Origin of the sequence: Bacillus sp. FSL K6-1033 (assembly GCF_038630765.1) — a bacterium.
Taxonomy (GTDB): Bacteria; Bacillota; Bacilli; order Bacillales; family Bacillaceae; genus Bacillus; species Bacillus altitudinis.
This window is the reverse complement of the sequence record NZ_CP152041.1, coordinates 1,899,479-1,914,169: the sequence shown is the minus strand read 5'-3', so window position 1 is coordinate 1,914,169 and position 14,691 is coordinate 1,899,479. Positions and strand designations below refer to the sequence as shown.

Genomic DNA, 14,691 nt, shown 5'->3' with positions numbered 1-14,691 from the left:
ATGAATAAAACAGCAGTAGCCAATCAAACAGATCAACTATTAGAAGATATCGCAGCCTATGCCGTGGATGGAGAAATTACGAGCAAAGAGGCCATTGAAACAGCTCGGTATGTACTCATGGATACACTCGGCTGCGGTATGCTGGCGCTCAACTTTCCAGAATGCACGAAGCATCTTGGACCAATCGTACCTGGAACTGTTGTGCCTAACGGAGCAAGAGTGCCCGGCACTTCATTTGTATTAGATCCTGTTCAAGCGGCTTTTAATATAGGATGTATGATCCGCTGGTTAGATTATAATGACACGTGGCTTGCACAGGAGTGGGGCCATCCCTCAGATAACCTGGGCGGGATATTGGCTGTAAGCGATTATATCAGCAGAACGAGGCTTGCAAACGGAGAAGAACCGCTTTCGATGAATGACGTACTGCATGCGATTGTAAAGGCACATGAAATACAAGGTGTGCTTGCTTTAGAAAATTGTTTGAATCGAAATGGCTTGGATCATGTTCTTTTTGTCAAGGTGGCATCAAGTGCAGTCGTTTGTGCAATGCTTGGCGGAACGAAAGAAGATGTGCAGCATGTGTTATCACAAGCATTTGTGGATAATTCACCACTTAGAACGTACCGGCATGCCCCGAACACAGGATCAAGGAAATCGTGGGCAGCAGGGGATGCCACAAGCCGTGCGGTGAGACTAGCGATGATGACATTGAAAGGAGAAATGGGCTATCAGACGCCCCTCAGTGCAGAAAAGTGGGGATTTGAAGATGTGTTAATGAAAGGAAAACCACTCACACTTGCCCAGCCGCTCGGGTCATATGTGATCGAAAATGTACTTTTTAAAATTGCCTATCCAGCAGAATTTCATGCGCAAACTGCCGCTGAGGCCGCTGTCATTCTACATGATGCGGTAAAAGACCGTTTAGATGAGATTGACAGAATTGAGATTACGACACATGAATCAGCCATTCGAATTATTGATAAAAAAGGACCGCTTTACAACCCGGCAGACCGTGACCATTGCTTGCAGTATATTACGGCCATTGGGTTAATCTATGGTGAGCTGACTGCTGATCATTATGAAGAAGAGACGGCGCAGAATCCGCTCATAGACCGTTTGCGTGATCAAATGATCGTCAAAGAAGATAAACGGTATACAGAAGACTATTTAGATCCGAAAAAGAGATCAATTGCAAACTGTGTTCAAATCTTCTTTAAAGACGGAACGATGACAGATCGAATTGAAATTGAATATCCGCTTGGTCATCGCAGAAGAAGGCAGGAAGGGATCCCGCTGCTTGAAAAGAAATGGGTGTATCATTTGAAAACGAGATTTCCACAAAAACAAGTCGATCAAATTGTTTCACTTTGTCAAAATCCAAATCAGTTAAAAACAACGACAGTACCAGCATTTATGGATTTATTTGTCATATAAGGGGGAGCTAGTGTGTGGATCGTGAATGATGAAGTAAATCAAGCTGACTTAGCCGCAGCTTTTAAAGAGCAAATGCACAAATCCGCTTTATTTCAAATTCCAGGCGTTCATGATGGAATGTCTGCGCTCTATGCGAGGAAAATGGGATTTCAAGGGCTTTATTTATCGGGTGCCGCTTTTTGCGCAAGCAAAGGGCTTCCTGACCTCGGTATGATTCATTCCACTGAAATGGCAGAAAAGGCAAAGGAAATCATTCGAGCTTCTCAGTTGCCTCTTTTAGTTGATATGGATACTGGCTATGGCGGTGTATTAAATGCAGCCAGGGCAGCAAAAGAAATGGTGGAGAGCAAGGTAGCGGCTGTTCAAATTGAAGATCAGCAAATGCCGAAGAAATGCGGACATTTAAACGGAAAATCACTCGTTTCTGTAGAAGACATGATGGCGAAAATCAAAGCGATCAAACAAGCGGCACCTACACTTCTCGTCATCGCAAGAACGGATGCGAAGTCAGTAAACGGGATGGAGGATGTCATTCACCGGGCGAATCTCTATCTAGAAGCAGGAGCAGATGCCATTTTTCCTGAGGCGCTGATTACAGCAGAAGATTTCACGTATGCTTCAAACAATATAAAAGGGCCGCTCCTTGCAAACATGACGGAGTTTGGAAAAACACCTTATTATCATACAGACGAATTTTCTATGTTTGGCTTTCAAATGGTGATTTATCCAGTGTCATCCCTGAGAGTTGCTGCAAAAGCGTATGAGCGTTTATTTACAGAGATTAAGGAAAAGGGGACGCAGCAGGGGATGCTGGAGGACATGCAAACGAGAAAGGAGCTATATGAAACGATTCATTATGATGAATATGAAGAAATGGATCAGCATTTAGCCAAAACGATCCTGCCGGAAATCGGGAAAGAGCATTCATAAAATGAAAAGCACTTCCTAAACGGAAGTGCTTTTTTTACGATGATGGTGTGGATGATGAAGCCAATTTCATCTTTTCTTCAACTGTTTTCGTTTTTTCTTTTACTTTTTCAGCATAAGTGAAATCACCGTAGCAATACGGATAGCGGAAGTTATCTTTGTCGCCCCCGCATGTATAGACTTCAGGGTTTCGCTTCACTTGCTTTTTGGAGTATTGCTTTGCCAATTTTTCGGAATGTTTTCCCCCGTTTTTTGCAACAAAATCAATATAGCCGATTCCCATGTTATAGCTTTGAATAATGGTTTCCAAATCAACGCCTTTTTTCTTCCCATGCTTGTACATGGTCGAAAAATGATGGACTCCTTGTTTAATGCTTTTCTGAGGGTCATTGATTTCATTTCGTTTCAAACCAAGAGATTCAGAGGACTGCATTGGATCTCCGCCTCTGCCTTTTGATTCTTGATACATCATACCGAGAATTAACGCGGTATATTGATCTAAATCTTGATCTCTTAACTCTGTTTCTACAAGCGGTTTGTAATCATCCAGTCTCGACAAAACAATTGATTCCGTATCAATCGGCAGCTTTTTTAACTCCTTTTGATTAAAGGAAATGACAATGGCCGCTAATACGCAAACAAACAGAAAAATCGTGAAACAGCCTGAAATGGCAAAACATCCTGTTTTTTTCTTTTTCAAGGTCAGTTCACCCCTGTTTTGCCCCGCTTTTAAAAGGGAAGTACAGCCTTTATATTATGCCATATCCTGCACAGGATACCAAGTGAAAACCTTATATTCAATCATAGCCAAACGTAAATTCTGTTCTTGTTTTCAGTCTATAGCAGAAATAAACAAAACCGATCATGAGCCACACCATGCCGATGATTAATGCATTTGTACTGATGCTTGTTAAGAGCCAAATACAAAAAGCCGTTCCGCAAAGAGGGATGATGGCATACCTCAGTGTGTTTAATACACCTCTTTGTTTTTGTTTGATGAAATAGTAAGCGAAAACAGACAAGTTAACAAACGTAAATCCAATTAATGCCCCGAAGCTGATAAACGAGTAAATGACCTCAAGCTCACCAACAACTGCGGTTAACGAAAAAACACCAATTAATAAAATATTAAATACAGGCGTTTTCAATGTTGGGTGAATATAACCGAAGAAACGCTTTGGTAATGATTGATCTCTTCCCATCGCATACAAGAGTCTTGCGGCACTCGCATGTGATGATAGGGAGGAAGAGATGACAGCGACCATGGTGCCGGCTAAAAAGAATGAGTGGAGAAACGCGCCGCCCACAAATTCTGCAATTTCAAGTGATGCCGCATCTGGATGCTTGAACTGTTGAAAATTTGGAAACACCTGCTGTAAAAAATAAGAGGTGAGGGTAAACAGCACACCTCCAATAGCGACCGTTAAAAATATGGCGAGAGGAATCGTTCTTTTTGGTTTAATTGTTTCCTCAGACATGGTCGAAATCGCATCAAATCCTAGAAAAGAAAAACATAAAATCGTCGCGCCGGAAAAAATAAGGGCGGGATCTAAGCTCGCTGAATAAAACGGACGGGTTGACAGTATCTCTCCCGTGCCTGCATGCTGCGTGAGCCCATAAATAATAAACCCAACAAATGTCACAGCGACAATCACCTGAAAGGTCACAAATAGCGCTGTAATGTTGGCTGTAAGACGTATACCGATCACATTGACAGTCGTTATGGCGATAGCAAGTATGATGATCCAAATGTAATGAGGTACATCAGGAAAGGCTGCGGTTAAATATGCACTTCCGATTGCAAAATTCACCATAGGCAAAAATAAATAGTCCAGCAATAGTGTCCAGCCTACAAGGAAACCGACGTGAGGATGAATACTTTTTTGCGCGTATGTATATGCAGATCCTGCTTTTGGAAAAGCCTTCACCATATTCCCATAGCTAAGCGCTGTCAATAGTAATGCCAGTAAAGTAAAGATATAAGCTGCAGCAACGTGTCCTTTCGTCAGCTGAGCAACAATGCCGTATGAATCAAATACGACAAGTGGGTCCATATAAGCAAGCCCGATCACAACAAGTGGAAAAACAGTCAGGCTGCGTTTTAGTCTTGGCTCTTCAGTCAATTTGCCTATCAGCTCCTCTAAAAAAATGAATAAATAATGCTCATTTTAAAAAGAATGCTACCACGTGTCAATGCTATTTGAATAAATCTTTTTTCAAAAGGTGTGGAAGCTTTGCATGCTACACGTTTTGGTATATGATGATACATAGAATAAGTCGTGAGTTGACTGACAAGAAAGGTGAAGCGAAATGAAGGAAGAACTGAATACAAATCAAGAACAGGAACGGATGGAGCTGGACGAAGAAAGTCTATTTCTTGTCTCCCAAACATTTAAAGCCTTATCTGATCCGACGCGTATTCGTATTCTGCATTTGCTGTCTCAAGGTGAACATTCAGTAAATGATATAGCAGAAACACTAAACCTTATGCAATCAACCGTATCTCATCAGCTGCGCTTTTTAAAAAATCTTCGTCTCGTGAAATCTAGACGAGCAGGGACCTCGATTTTTTACAGTCCTGAAGATCAGCATGTGATGGAAGTGCTTGAACAAATGATACACCATGCACAGCATGATTGAGAAAAAACCTTCCTACTTTTATATAGGAAGGTTTTTTATGCATGATGTACTTGGGTTGATCGTTTATTTGCTTTCATCATTTGATAAGAAAACACAATATAGTAAGCCGCTAGAAGGAAAAAGCTGAGTATTGTCAGCGCATCATCGCTGACAATATGCTGATACAATTCAACAATATCCATTTTGGTGATCGCATGTGTTGTCAGATTGACCGATTTAAATGCAAGCCTAGATAAAAACAAACATAAAATAAAGCTTTCAATCCATTTACTTGTTTTCATATACAGCCGGCCATTTTCTAATTTCATCTGAATCGTCTGATAGGCGTGAACGGCGAGACTGCTCCCGAAAATCATGCCAATGACGGCATAGATAAAAATACTGTGATTTTGCCATCCTTCTGATAAGAGAATAAGGGCAGTGAGACTAAATACATACATTCTCATGAAAAGATTTACCGGGCGCACAAGCTGATAGCGTCTCATTCGATTCATTCGAATGATGATCCAGACGAGCATGACGATCCCGATCATGAACAACTGCCATACGTGATGTGTCATGATGCAACCTCCTCCTGCACAGGCAGGGATGTAAACGAATGCTGGCTGTTACTTATCATTACCATTCTTTCTTTTTTTATCAAATCAAAACCTATATTTATGAAAAAGAGGAAAAGTCATGAAAATTGATCGCATTTTGTCCATTGTGATGATACTGATTAGCAAACGGCAAGTACAGGCGAAAGACCTCGCTGAACTACATGAAGTGAGCGTAAGAACCATATACCGTGACATTGATACGATTAATCAAGCGGGGATTCCAGTTGTCACAAAACAAGGCGCAGGGGGTGGAATTTCACTCGTTGACGACTATCGTCTAGAGAAAAAATTATTCACCGATGATGATATTGAACTGATTTTAACAGCTCTTGAAAGCATTACGAGTGCATACACCTTTAAAGAAAGTGAACATGTACTAAAGAAAATGAAATCCCTGATTCCGTCTCAAAATGAAAAACAGCAACATGTATTTATTGATTTAAGCTCTTGGGGGAAAGACAGCTACTTAGAAAAGAAGCTCCAGCTCATTCATACCGCTGCCTCAGCGCATCAATATATCCAGTTCACCTACCGCAATGCAAAAGGCGAAACACTTCCTAGAAAAGTAGAGCCTTATACACTTGTCTTAAAAGGAAGACACTGGTATTTGTATGCGTATTGCTGCGTGAAAAAAGCGTTTCGCCTGTTTAAACTCAAAAGAATGTCAGACCTTATCACGCATTCAGTATCCTTTCTTTCTAAACGAATAAAAAATGAAGAAAAGCCTTGGAATGATTCTTGGCACGAAGAACCTTCCGTCAGTACACTAACGCTCAGGTTGACTGAAGATTCTGTTGGTAAAGTGAAGGAATGGATAGATGAAAATGAATTCACCGTATGTGCAGATGGTACGTATCTTGCCACAATCACGTTGCCTCAGGATGATTGGTTATATAGCTTTCTTTTTTATTTAGGGCCAGATATCGAGATTGTCTCTCCGCCATCCGTTCGGGAAGCGTTTGATCTCAAGTTGAAACAATTTCAAAAACCAAAAGGAACTTGACACAATGTTGTCAGGTTTCTTTTTATATGATGGAAAAAAGGAGATGAGAATGTATGTACGATATCGTGATTTTACAGAAACAATGGATCAAGGGATTATCTGTTCGAACAACAAACGAAATGGAGCAAACAAACGAGCGGAAGATTGCACCGCTTTGGCAGCAATTTTTCACGCAGCAGCTTCGCGGAGGACATGCGCCAGTCATAGGGCTGTATTCAGATTATGAAAAGGATGAAAATGGCGCTTATTTGTTCACAGCGGGGCAATTGGTTGACCAGCAGCTAGCACAAGATGCAAAAGAGATTCCAGGCTCCACCTACGCAAGATTTCAAACGAGAAAGGGCCCGATTGAAGAAGTTGTGTTTGAAACATGGCAGCAGATTTGGAGTTGGGATCAGCGTTATTTGCGAACATATACTGGCGATTTTGAATGGTACGACGAACGATCGATTGATCCAAAAGAAGCGCAAATTGATATTTATATTGCTGTCGATGAAAAAATAGTTGCTAAAACTAATGATATTAGTTAATATAAAACTAACGACATTAGTTTTAGGGGGAAAACAAGATGAGATTGACAACATTTGACCGTTTGCACCAGCTTACATTAATGCCGCGTATTTTTCCGGTAAATTGTTATGTATTTGAGGAAGAGAATGAACTCATCTTAATTGATGCAGCTTTGAAAATGGCAGCAAGCTCGATAATTGAATTGGCACATCAATTAAACAAACCCATTAAAAAAATTATTCTGACTCATAGTCATATGGATCATATTGGCGCACTAGATGAAGTGAAAAAGGCTTTTCCAGAGGCAGTTGTTTATTTATCGAAACGAGATGCTCGCCTGTTTGCTGGCGATTTCTCTTTACTTCCTGGTGAGCCAGAGAAAAAAGTCAAAGGCAGTTTTTCAAAAGACATTCACACAAAACTAGACGTGCTTGTTGAAGAAGGGGACGAGATTGGGTCCCTGAAAGTCATTGCCACACCAGGACATACACCAGGAAGCATCTCTTTATACGATGAAAAGTCAGGGGTTGTCATTGCGGGTGATGCAGTTGTGACAAAAGGCGGTTTATTTGTAACGGGTGAGTTTCGCTTCACCTTCCCATTCCCGGCTTTTGCCACTTGGGATGCAGAAACAGCACTAAAAAGCGCTGAAAAATTACTGGCACTTCCCTTGTCTTGTCTCGCAGCAGGGCATGGTGATCTCATCATAGAGCCTGAGGCAAAGCTCAGAGCCGCTATCGAAAAAAGGAAGCAGCAGCTACAAAAGGGGGGACAGTAAGCCATGTCTCCAAGAATGGGTATCACACAAGAAAAAATTGTTGAATCTGCCATCGAATTTGTCGATGAAGAGGGCTTTTCCGCTTTGACTATTGCTACATTGTCCAAACGGCTTAACATCAGACCACCATCTCTTTACAACCATATATCTGGTCTTCATGAAATACAGGCAGCTCTTGCTGTCAAGGGGCTGACAATGCTTTGTGAGGCCGGCAAACAAGTAACAGCGGGGCTGGAAAAAGAAGACGCTGTTTTAGCATTTGCAAGACAATATGTTCAATTTGTTCGTCAGCATCCCGGTCTTTATGAGGCTGCTTTTTCACATATGAATGAAAAAGAAGTCAGTGTGGCTGCAGAGAATCTTGCTGATTTTGTCCAATCCATCATGTCTCGTTTTGGTGTAAAAGAAGAGGACATGACGCATGTCGTGAGAGGGCTCAGAAGCTTACTGCACGGTTTTGGAGATATTTCAAACAAAAAAGGATTTCAACGGAAAGAACAGCTTGAAGATAGTGTGAGCTATGCGGTCCGTCTTTATATTGCAGGCATCAAAGAGCAAGAAGATCTGTCTCATTGACAGGTCTTTTTTATGTATCGAACCGATATGATGAAGGAGACGTAAACAAATCAAAACATTTTTTGGGCAAAAAACCAATAAAGATTTGACAGTTTTGTGAAACATGGTATGCTTATTATGTGAAATAATTCACATAGAGGAGTAGAGGCAGATGAAAAGAAAGCCTGTTTATGTGGAAACAACCATTCAAGCACCTATTGAAAAAGTATGGGAGTATACGCAAAATCCAAAGCTTCATGAACAATGGGATTTGCGATTTTCGACCATTTCATTAAATGGACCTAGTGATGAACAGCCCCAATCCTTTTTGTATGAGAAACACCTTGGATTCGGCATTAGTGTAACTGGGACAGGAGCGTATCGAACGAGCGTGAAGGATGAGCGTCATGAAAGAGCATCCTCACTTCAATTTAAATCATCACACCCTTTGTCTTTCATCAAAGAAGGCGGAGGGTACTGGAAATACATGAAAACGAATGATCACATTGTGTTTCAAACGCAATTTGATTATGAAACAAAGGAAGGAAAAGGGTGGAAATGGGCAGACCGTTTGTTTTTTCGACCAATGATGGGGTTTATGACTGCCTTTAGCTTTGGCGCATTAAAGACGTGGCTTGAAAAGGGCACGCATCCCCGGTTGCTGCTAGAGAGAACACTTGCCCATTATGGCATTTGTTTGTTGTTTGCTATCGTCTGGTTATGTCAAGCGATCATTCCTTTTTCACCTTCTGCTTTTGAACATAGCACCGGATTTCGATTGTTTTATGCGCTATTAGGTGTATCATGGCTCATGCCTAAACTGCCAAAGAAATATATATTCATCCTTCAAAGCATCTTTCTGTTGCTGATGCTTGGTATAGGGATTTTATCGCCAGAAACGACTCTGCACGAGCCGCTGGTGCTGAGTGCATTTTTGATTTTATCTGTTGCAGGAATGATCAACTTAAAAGATTGTGTAGATGTGTTTTCGATCAAACGAAAAAGGGGAGGTAGACATGGTCGTTCATCATCATCAAGTAAAGGACTACGATAAGCTGCATCCAACATTAAAAGAACGTTATAACCGCGCGTTTACGGCCGAAGGCATCATGGAGGAAATAGGAGGCGGGACAAAGCTCATCCGATTGTTATTCAAAATCGGCCCATTGTTTCGCTTTTTTTTTCCTGAAAGAGGGCGAAATATTCCCTTCCAAATTGTGAACAAGCCTTTTACGACAAGTAAGGGAGAAGAAGGGATGCACTGGTTTCGAACGTTCTATTTTCCTGACAAGGAAAGACATTTTGATGCAGATATGATCATTGATCAGAAGAGCCATCAAGTACTGGACTACTTTGGAAAACCTAGGCTTCTTGTGTCAGAGCTTCATTTTACAGTCACGGAAAAAGGGTTCTTGCACATTCAATCAGGTAAGCAAAAGTTTTTGCTGTTTGGGCGGGAGTGGCCACTGCCTTCTTGGCTTTACGGTGAATCTGATGTAACAGAAGGGTACGACGAGCGTGCAGGTGAGTATACGATTGATGTTCAAGTGAAAAATCGCCTTTTTGGCACTCTTTTTACTTATAAGGGCCGGTTTACGGAAAGGGTGTCACCTTATGAATAAATGGCATTTGATGTGTAGCATCGTGTTGATGTCCTGCTTTCTCTTTACAAGTTTGACGACAGCTCCCATACCAGAATTTTTTGTTTTGATTGCGATTTTATTTTTTCTTCCCGCTTTCTTACACTTTTTTTATCAGGAAGAGAAGAAACGGCAGCAGGAGGGGCTGATCGGCTTCATAATGAAAGCCTTTCCAGTAGCAGCTCTATGTGCAACAGGCGCATTCATCTATCATTCTCTTTGGCTTGCATTGGGATGGCTTTTCTTTACAATGATTCTGGCTTTATTTGGTTTCACCCGTTTGCTGAAAAGAGGGGCTCATCCGCTTCATGAGCTGATGATCGATGGCGCATGTATGTATATCGCTCTAGGTGGGCTTTGGTTCTGGCTGTACATAGCAGATATACAAGTGATGACATTTTCACCGATGATTGTTCTTTTGACAGCTATTCATTTTCATTATTCGGCTTTTTTTATCCCAATCTTTTATGGCTTATTAGGAAGGCAGCGGAAAAAAGAGACGACGCTATACAAAGTGGGTGGCTGGGTTATTTTACTGTCGCCAGTGATGATAGCTGTTGGAATCAGCTATTCTCGCCTGTTTGATACGTTCAGCGTCATTTTGTATGTGATCGCACTTTATTTGTATGGAATTTTGTGTATGAAAACTTCTTTTCGTTCAACTGTCGCAAAAGGGTTTGTTGTGTTTTCTAGCATCATGTTAATGGGAACGATCGTCCTATCATTCCTTTATTCTGCCGGAATGCTTTTACATGTTACCTACATCAGCATGGATCAAATGATTTGGTTTCATGGCAGTATCAATGCAAGTTTGGTTATTTTACCAGGCCTCATTGGATGGTTGATTGAAAGACCAGCTGATCGATTGAAACAGAAGGATTTTCCGGTATCGAGAGTTCACGGTCGTTTTCAGATCATGTCTTTTCAACATGACGACATGCAGCATGATGAGAAGATTGGTTTAGTCGATTCTCTTGACCAATTAAATGGAAAGGCATTTTCAGCAGAGAGTGTGTCACCGGTTATTCGCAGATTTTATGAGGACCCGATGTCCTTTACGTTAAAAGCAGCCGTCTGTTTTCATTGGTGGGTAAGGCCGTTTGTCTTTTTGCTTCAACCTGTTTTTAGACAAATAGGACAGCTCTATTTAGGGTCATCACGAATGCCATATGAAATGCCGGGGAGTCTTTCAAGATTTCAACATCCTCTTGAAGAAAGGAAGAATGTACGTGTGTGGATCAGGCGCAATGAGAAAGGCGAGCAAGTCTTTTATGCGCTCTATGCCCAGCACCATGATGAAGAGACAGTCTATATGAATATTGCTTTGCCGCTTCCTTTTTCACAGCTTACGGCTATTTTAAAACCTTTTAATGAAAAGGAAGATTTTCTATTAAAAAGTAAAAGTTCAAATGGCAGTACGGGTGATGAAGGATTGTATTTGCATACGTCTTTCATCACCATGAAACTGCCAATGGAAGAAAGCTTTCATATGAAACCGGAGACGGAAAAAAGTCTCACAGCAATTCATCAAATGAAGCTATTCGGTATTCCTTTTTTAACGATTCAGTATCAAATCGACAGTGAAAGCCACTCATCTTAATCAATGATGTCGCATGGTTCACCGTGACGAATGATGTTCACAATCGCTTGCCCATCACTCGGATGATGATCTGCATACTGTACTGGCAGTAAAGCAAAAAATACATAGTAGACTGAGAAGTAAGCAAATTGATAGAAAAATTGATGTTCTGGCAGGAAATCGTTGGCGATCATTGTGTTCAATATGAGAACACTGAGCAGGTTGCATAATGATCCGCCTAAGTAGACAAGAATGTGTGAGAAACGGTTATTTCTCCTCATTTCTTCATAGTGGCAAAATGCATCTAGAAAATAGATTCTTCTAATTTCAACGACGCCTATTTTCAATACTTTTTTGCCTCTGCCAAGCGCAAACGAAACCTTTGCTCCAAACAGCCAGGCGACTACAATGTGACCCAGCTGATGCAAGATGGCAACGATAGGAAGAATGACGAAAAACGACCAGCAAAACGTCCACATATCTGATAATGTAAACAAGTGTTAACCCTCCCCGAAATATTCGAGAGGAAGCAGTAGGATTATTTGCCATTTTACCGAATTCATTTTCATGATGCAAACATTTAATAGACTACTATAAAATCATTATGTAAACTAAAAAGGATTTTCAATGAATAGGCTTTTTAACCCTTTCTTTTAGAAGAGTAGGGTGTGCTACAATTAAGAAATTAGTGGAAAACAAGTGGTCATCTAGCAGAAGAAAAATGTGACCTTTTTTATGAAAGATTGAAAGGGAGAGAGATTTTAATGGCAGATATTGAACAGTTTTTAGCGTTAGACATTCGCGTTGGGACGATAGTAGAAGCAGAATTTTTTGCAGAAGCAAGAGTGCCTGCTTTCAAGCTGAAGATTGACTTTGGGGATGAGATTGGCATAAAACAATCTAGTGCACAGCTGACAAAACGTTATCAGGCTGAGAATCTCACTGGGAAACAAATTATTGCAGTGGTCAATTTCCCGCCAAGAAGAATTGCTGGGTTTAAATCAGAGGTGCTTGTCTTAGGAGGCATGCCGTCAAAAGAAGACGTTGTCCTGCTTGCCACTGATGAGCCGGTTGAAAATGGCACCAAAATAGGGTAAGAAAAAAGACATCTTCATCAGAAGATGTCTTTTGCGTATTGAGGCGGAATAACCACACGCCACATTCGTGTGTGTCTCAAAGAGACGTGTTACCCGACTTACACAATTCAGCTCATCGCTTGATTAATATAGCATGGGATTGGTATGAATGCAACCATTATTTGAGTTCTCTTTGTTTTTGGAAGAAAAAAAGAAGGTTCATATCCTCATATCATAGAAAAAATGACAAGAAATCAATTATTTGGATTATTTTTTCAAAAAATATTGAAAAGTCAGATCATATTTTATAAAATGAATTCATCTTAGTTTGTTTAATCGATAAACTAAGATGGTGATCATCTATTGATCTATTGTTTAAAGCGAATGATTTGCTGCTATGTGGGCTAAGCTGAAAGAAAGAGATGTTCAGCTTCATTTTTACAACGAATTGAAAGCGCTTTATTTTCGACCTATTGATTGCTGCTGCCCTGCACCATCTGTCCGTTAGAAGAGGCTAAGTGAAGAAGGGAGAAAACTCATGGTGAGTGAGAATTTAAAGAAGATTCGTATGTCTGAAAAAGTGGGGTATGCTTCAGGAGATTTCGCATGTAATTTAATTTATGCAACTGTCTCTACGTATCTATTATTTTTTTATACGGATGTCTATGGATTATCAGCAGCAGCAGCAGGGACGATGTTTTTGGTGGTTCGGGCCATCGATGCGCTTGCAGATCCGTTTATTGGGGCGATGGTTGACCGAACGAACAGCCGTTTTGGCCGGTTTAGACCTTATTTGTTATTTGGTGCATTACCTTTTGCCGTTCTTGCCATTCTTTGTTTTACGACACCGGATTTTTCCGAAATGGGAAAACTCATTTATGCGTACATCACGTATGTTGGTTTATCGCTTACATACACGTTCATCAATGTTCCTTATGGTGCTTTAACTTCCGCAATGACAAGAAATAACCAAGAGGTCGTCAGTATTACGTCTGTTCGTATGCTTTTTGCAAATCTCGGTGGTTTAGTTGTTGCTTTTTTTGTTCCGTTTCTTGCGACGTTTTTGAGTGATACAACAGGAAATACAGCACTTGGCTGGCAGATCACAATGGCATTTCTCGGTGTACTTGGGGGCGGATTACTGATTTTCTGTTTTAAGAGTACGAATGAGCGCGTCACGCTTCAAAAGCCAGAGGAAAAGATCAAGTTCAGTGATCTCTTTGTCCAGTTACGAGTGAATCGTCCGCTTGTTGTGTTAAGCATTTTCTTTATCATTATCTTTGGTGTGAACTCGATCAGCAACTCAGTCGGGATCTATTATGTGACATATAACCTCGGCAGAGAAGATTTAGTGAAGTGGTACGGCCTGATTGGCAGTCTGCCAGCTTTAATGGTGTTGCCGTTTATTCCTAAGCTGCACAAGTTGTTAGGAAAGAAAAAGCTGCTGAATTATTCATTATTGCTGAATATTGTAGGCCTTCTTGCCTTACTTGTGATCCCGCCGAGTCAAATCACTTTAATACTTGTTTTCAGGCTCGTTGCGGCTGCAGGGAGTATTACAGCAGGTGCTTACATGTGGGCACTCATTCCTGAAACTGTTGAATATGGCGAATATAAAACAGGGAAAAGGATGGGCGGACTGATCTACGCAGTGATTGGCTTCTTCTTTAAATTTGGGATGGCCTTAGGCGGCATCGTTCCAGGGCTTGTCCTTGACCGATTTGGTTATATTGCAAACCAAGTGCAAACACCAGAAGCTTTACTGGGCATTTTAATCACGACAACGGTGATTCCTGTATGCTTACTAATTTTAGCGATGGTTGATATTAATTTTTATAACCTAGATGAAGAAAAACATAAAAAAGTCATACGAGAGCTTGAGAATAGAGACAAGGTGTATATCGATCATATGGACGACTTTAAAATGTAGCTCTCTGAAAAAGGAGG

The 14,691-nt window shown here is 40.9% G+C and carries 16 protein-coding genes; 12 read left to right on the top strand and 4 right to left on the bottom strand.

Annotated features, from left to right (window positions below; translation table 11 throughout):
- Both MHH31_RS09600 and prpB read left to right on the top strand, forming a co-directional pair.
- On the top strand, positions 1-1,437 hold the full coding sequence (locus MHH31_RS09600) for a bifunctional 2-methylcitrate dehydratase/aconitate hydratase (protein ID WP_024718585.1): 1,437 nt from the start codon (positions 1-3) through the stop codon (positions 1,435-1,437).
- A gap of 12 nt (positions 1,438-1,449) precedes the next feature.
- Positions 1,450-2,367 carry a methylisocitrate lyase gene (gene prpB / locus MHH31_RS09595; RefSeq protein ID WP_058336748.1) on the top strand — a complete coding sequence of 306 codons (918 nt, stop codon included), beginning with the start codon at positions 1,450-1,452 and terminating at the stop codon, positions 2,365-2,367.
- A 34-nt stretch (positions 2,368-2,401) separates the two neighbouring features.
- On the opposite strand, the gene MHH31_RS09590 is transcribed toward prpB, so the two are convergent.
- Positions 2,402-3,064 carry a lysozyme family protein gene (locus MHH31_RS09590; RefSeq protein ID WP_017359484.1) on the bottom strand — a complete coding sequence of 221 codons (663 nt, stop codon included), beginning with the start codon at positions 3,062-3,064 and terminating at the stop codon, positions 2,402-2,404.
- Positions 3,065-3,161: 97 nt separating this feature from the next.
- The gene (locus MHH31_RS09585; RefSeq protein ID WP_017359483.1) at positions 3,162-4,487 is read right to left on the bottom strand and encodes an APC family permease; all 1,326 of its coding nucleotides are present in this window, start codon (positions 4,485-4,487) and stop codon (positions 3,162-3,164) included.
- A 187-nt stretch (positions 4,488-4,674) separates the two neighbouring features.
- On the opposite strand from MHH31_RS09585, the gene czrA reads away from it, so the two are divergent.
- Positions 4,675-5,004: a Zn(II)-responsive metalloregulatory transcriptional repressor CzrA gene (gene czrA / locus MHH31_RS09580; RefSeq protein WP_007500691.1), complete on the top strand. Its 330-nt coding sequence runs from the start codon at positions 4,675-4,677 to the stop codon at positions 5,002-5,004.
- Between the two features lie 35 nt (positions 5,005-5,039).
- On the opposite strand, the gene MHH31_RS09575 is transcribed toward czrA, so the two are convergent.
- The gene (locus tag MHH31_RS09575; protein WP_035391760.1) at positions 5,040-5,564 is read right to left on the bottom strand and encodes a hypothetical protein; all 525 of its coding nucleotides are present in this window, start codon (positions 5,562-5,564) and stop codon (positions 5,040-5,042) included.
- Positions 5,565-5,682: 118 nt separating this feature from the next.
- Here MHH31_RS09575 and MHH31_RS09570 point away from each other — a divergent pair, with 118 nt between their 5' ends.
- From MHH31_RS09570 to MHH31_RS09540, 7 genes are all read left to right on the top strand, one after another.
- Positions 5,683-6,606: a YafY family protein gene (locus MHH31_RS09570; RefSeq protein WP_058336749.1), complete on the top strand. Its 924-nt coding sequence runs from the start codon at positions 5,683-5,685 to the stop codon at positions 6,604-6,606.
- A 53-nt stretch (positions 6,607-6,659) separates the two neighbouring features.
- The gene (locus tag MHH31_RS09565; protein ID WP_046526860.1) at positions 6,660-7,136 is read left to right on the top strand and encodes a GyrI-like domain-containing protein; all 477 of its coding nucleotides are present in this window, start codon (positions 6,660-6,662) and stop codon (positions 7,134-7,136) included.
- Positions 7,137-7,174: 38 nt separating this feature from the next.
- Positions 7,175-7,894, top strand: coding sequence for an MBL fold metallo-hydrolase (locus MHH31_RS09560; protein ID WP_058336750.1), 720 nt, complete (start codon positions 7,175-7,177; stop codon positions 7,892-7,894).
- 3 nt (positions 7,895-7,897) lie between these two features.
- Entirely contained in the window at positions 7,898-8,470 is a 573-nt protein-coding gene (locus tag MHH31_RS09555; protein WP_008346533.1) for a TetR/AcrR family transcriptional regulator, read from the top strand.
- 151 nt (positions 8,471-8,621) lie between these two features.
- Positions 8,622-9,503, top strand: a complete 882-nt coding sequence (locus tag MHH31_RS09550) for a hypothetical protein (protein ID WP_058336751.1) — start codon at positions 8,622-8,624, stop codon at positions 9,501-9,503.
- Positions 9,466-10,071, top strand: coding sequence for a DUF4166 domain-containing protein (locus MHH31_RS09545; RefSeq protein ID WP_058336752.1), 606 nt, complete (start codon positions 9,466-9,468; stop codon positions 10,069-10,071). The genes MHH31_RS09550 and MHH31_RS09545 overlap by 38 nt, the downstream gene beginning before the upstream one ends.
- A complete protein-coding gene (locus tag MHH31_RS09540) occupies positions 10,064-11,689 on the top strand; it encodes a YndJ family protein (RefSeq protein ID WP_058336753.1) in 1,626 nt (541 codons plus the stop codon). The genes MHH31_RS09545 and MHH31_RS09540 overlap by 8 nt, the downstream gene beginning before the upstream one ends.
- Here MHH31_RS09540 and MHH31_RS09535 read toward each other — a convergent pair.
- Positions 11,686-12,165 (bottom strand): hypothetical protein, encoded by a 480-nt coding sequence (locus MHH31_RS09535; RefSeq protein WP_007500681.1) that lies wholly within the window; start codon positions 12,163-12,165, stop codon positions 11,686-11,688. The two genes, MHH31_RS09540 and MHH31_RS09535, sit on opposite strands and share 4 nt — an antisense overlap.
- Before the next feature lie 267 nt (positions 12,166-12,432).
- Between MHH31_RS09535 and csaA the strand changes: the two genes are divergently transcribed.
- Both csaA and MHH31_RS09525 read left to right on the top strand, forming a co-directional pair.
- Positions 12,433-12,765: a chaperone CsaA gene (gene csaA, locus MHH31_RS09530; RefSeq protein WP_017367427.1), complete on the top strand. Its 333-nt coding sequence runs from the start codon at positions 12,433-12,435 to the stop codon at positions 12,763-12,765.
- Between the two features lie 517 nt (positions 12,766-13,282).
- Positions 13,283-14,674 carry an MFS transporter gene (locus tag MHH31_RS09525; RefSeq protein ID WP_058336754.1) on the top strand — a complete coding sequence of 464 codons (1,392 nt, stop codon included), beginning with the start codon at positions 13,283-13,285 and terminating at the stop codon, positions 14,672-14,674.
- Positions 14,675-14,691: the final 17 nt, after the last annotated feature.

Coding starts and splice junctions, on each gene's coding strand:
- MHH31_RS09555 (WP_008346533.1), top strand. CDS start 7,898: ATGTCTCCAAGAATGGGTATCACACAAGAAAAAATTGTTGAATCTGCC.
- czrA (WP_007500691.1), top strand. CDS start 4,675: ATGAAGGAAGAACTGAATACAAATCAAGAACAGGAACGGATGGAGCTG.
- MHH31_RS09550 (WP_058336751.1), top strand. CDS start 8,622: ATGAAAAGAAAGCCTGTTTATGTGGAAACAACCATTCAAGCACCTATT.
- csaA (WP_017367427.1), top strand. CDS start 12,433: ATGGCAGATATTGAACAGTTTTTAGCGTTAGACATTCGCGTTGGGACG.
- MHH31_RS09540 (WP_058336753.1), top strand. CDS start 10,064: ATGAATAAATGGCATTTGATGTGTAGCATCGTGTTGATGTCCTGCTTT.
- MHH31_RS09575 (WP_035391760.1), bottom strand. CDS start 5,564: ATGACACATCACGTATGGCAGTTGTTCATGATCGGGATCGTCATGCTC.
- MHH31_RS09570 (WP_058336749.1), top strand. CDS start 5,683: ATGAAAATTGATCGCATTTTGTCCATTGTGATGATACTGATTAGCAAA.
- MHH31_RS09525 (WP_058336754.1), top strand. CDS start 13,283: ATGGTGAGTGAGAATTTAAAGAAGATTCGTATGTCTGAAAAAGTGGGG.
- MHH31_RS09565 (WP_046526860.1), top strand. CDS start 6,660: ATGTACGATATCGTGATTTTACAGAAACAATGGATCAAGGGATTATCT.
- MHH31_RS09545 (WP_058336752.1), top strand. CDS start 9,466: ATGGTCGTTCATCATCATCAAGTAAAGGACTACGATAAGCTGCATCCA.
- MHH31_RS09560 (WP_058336750.1), top strand. CDS start 7,175: ATGAGATTGACAACATTTGACCGTTTGCACCAGCTTACATTAATGCCG.
- MHH31_RS09600 (WP_024718585.1), top strand. CDS start 1: ATGAATAAAACAGCAGTAGCCAATCAAACAGATCAACTATTAGAAGAT.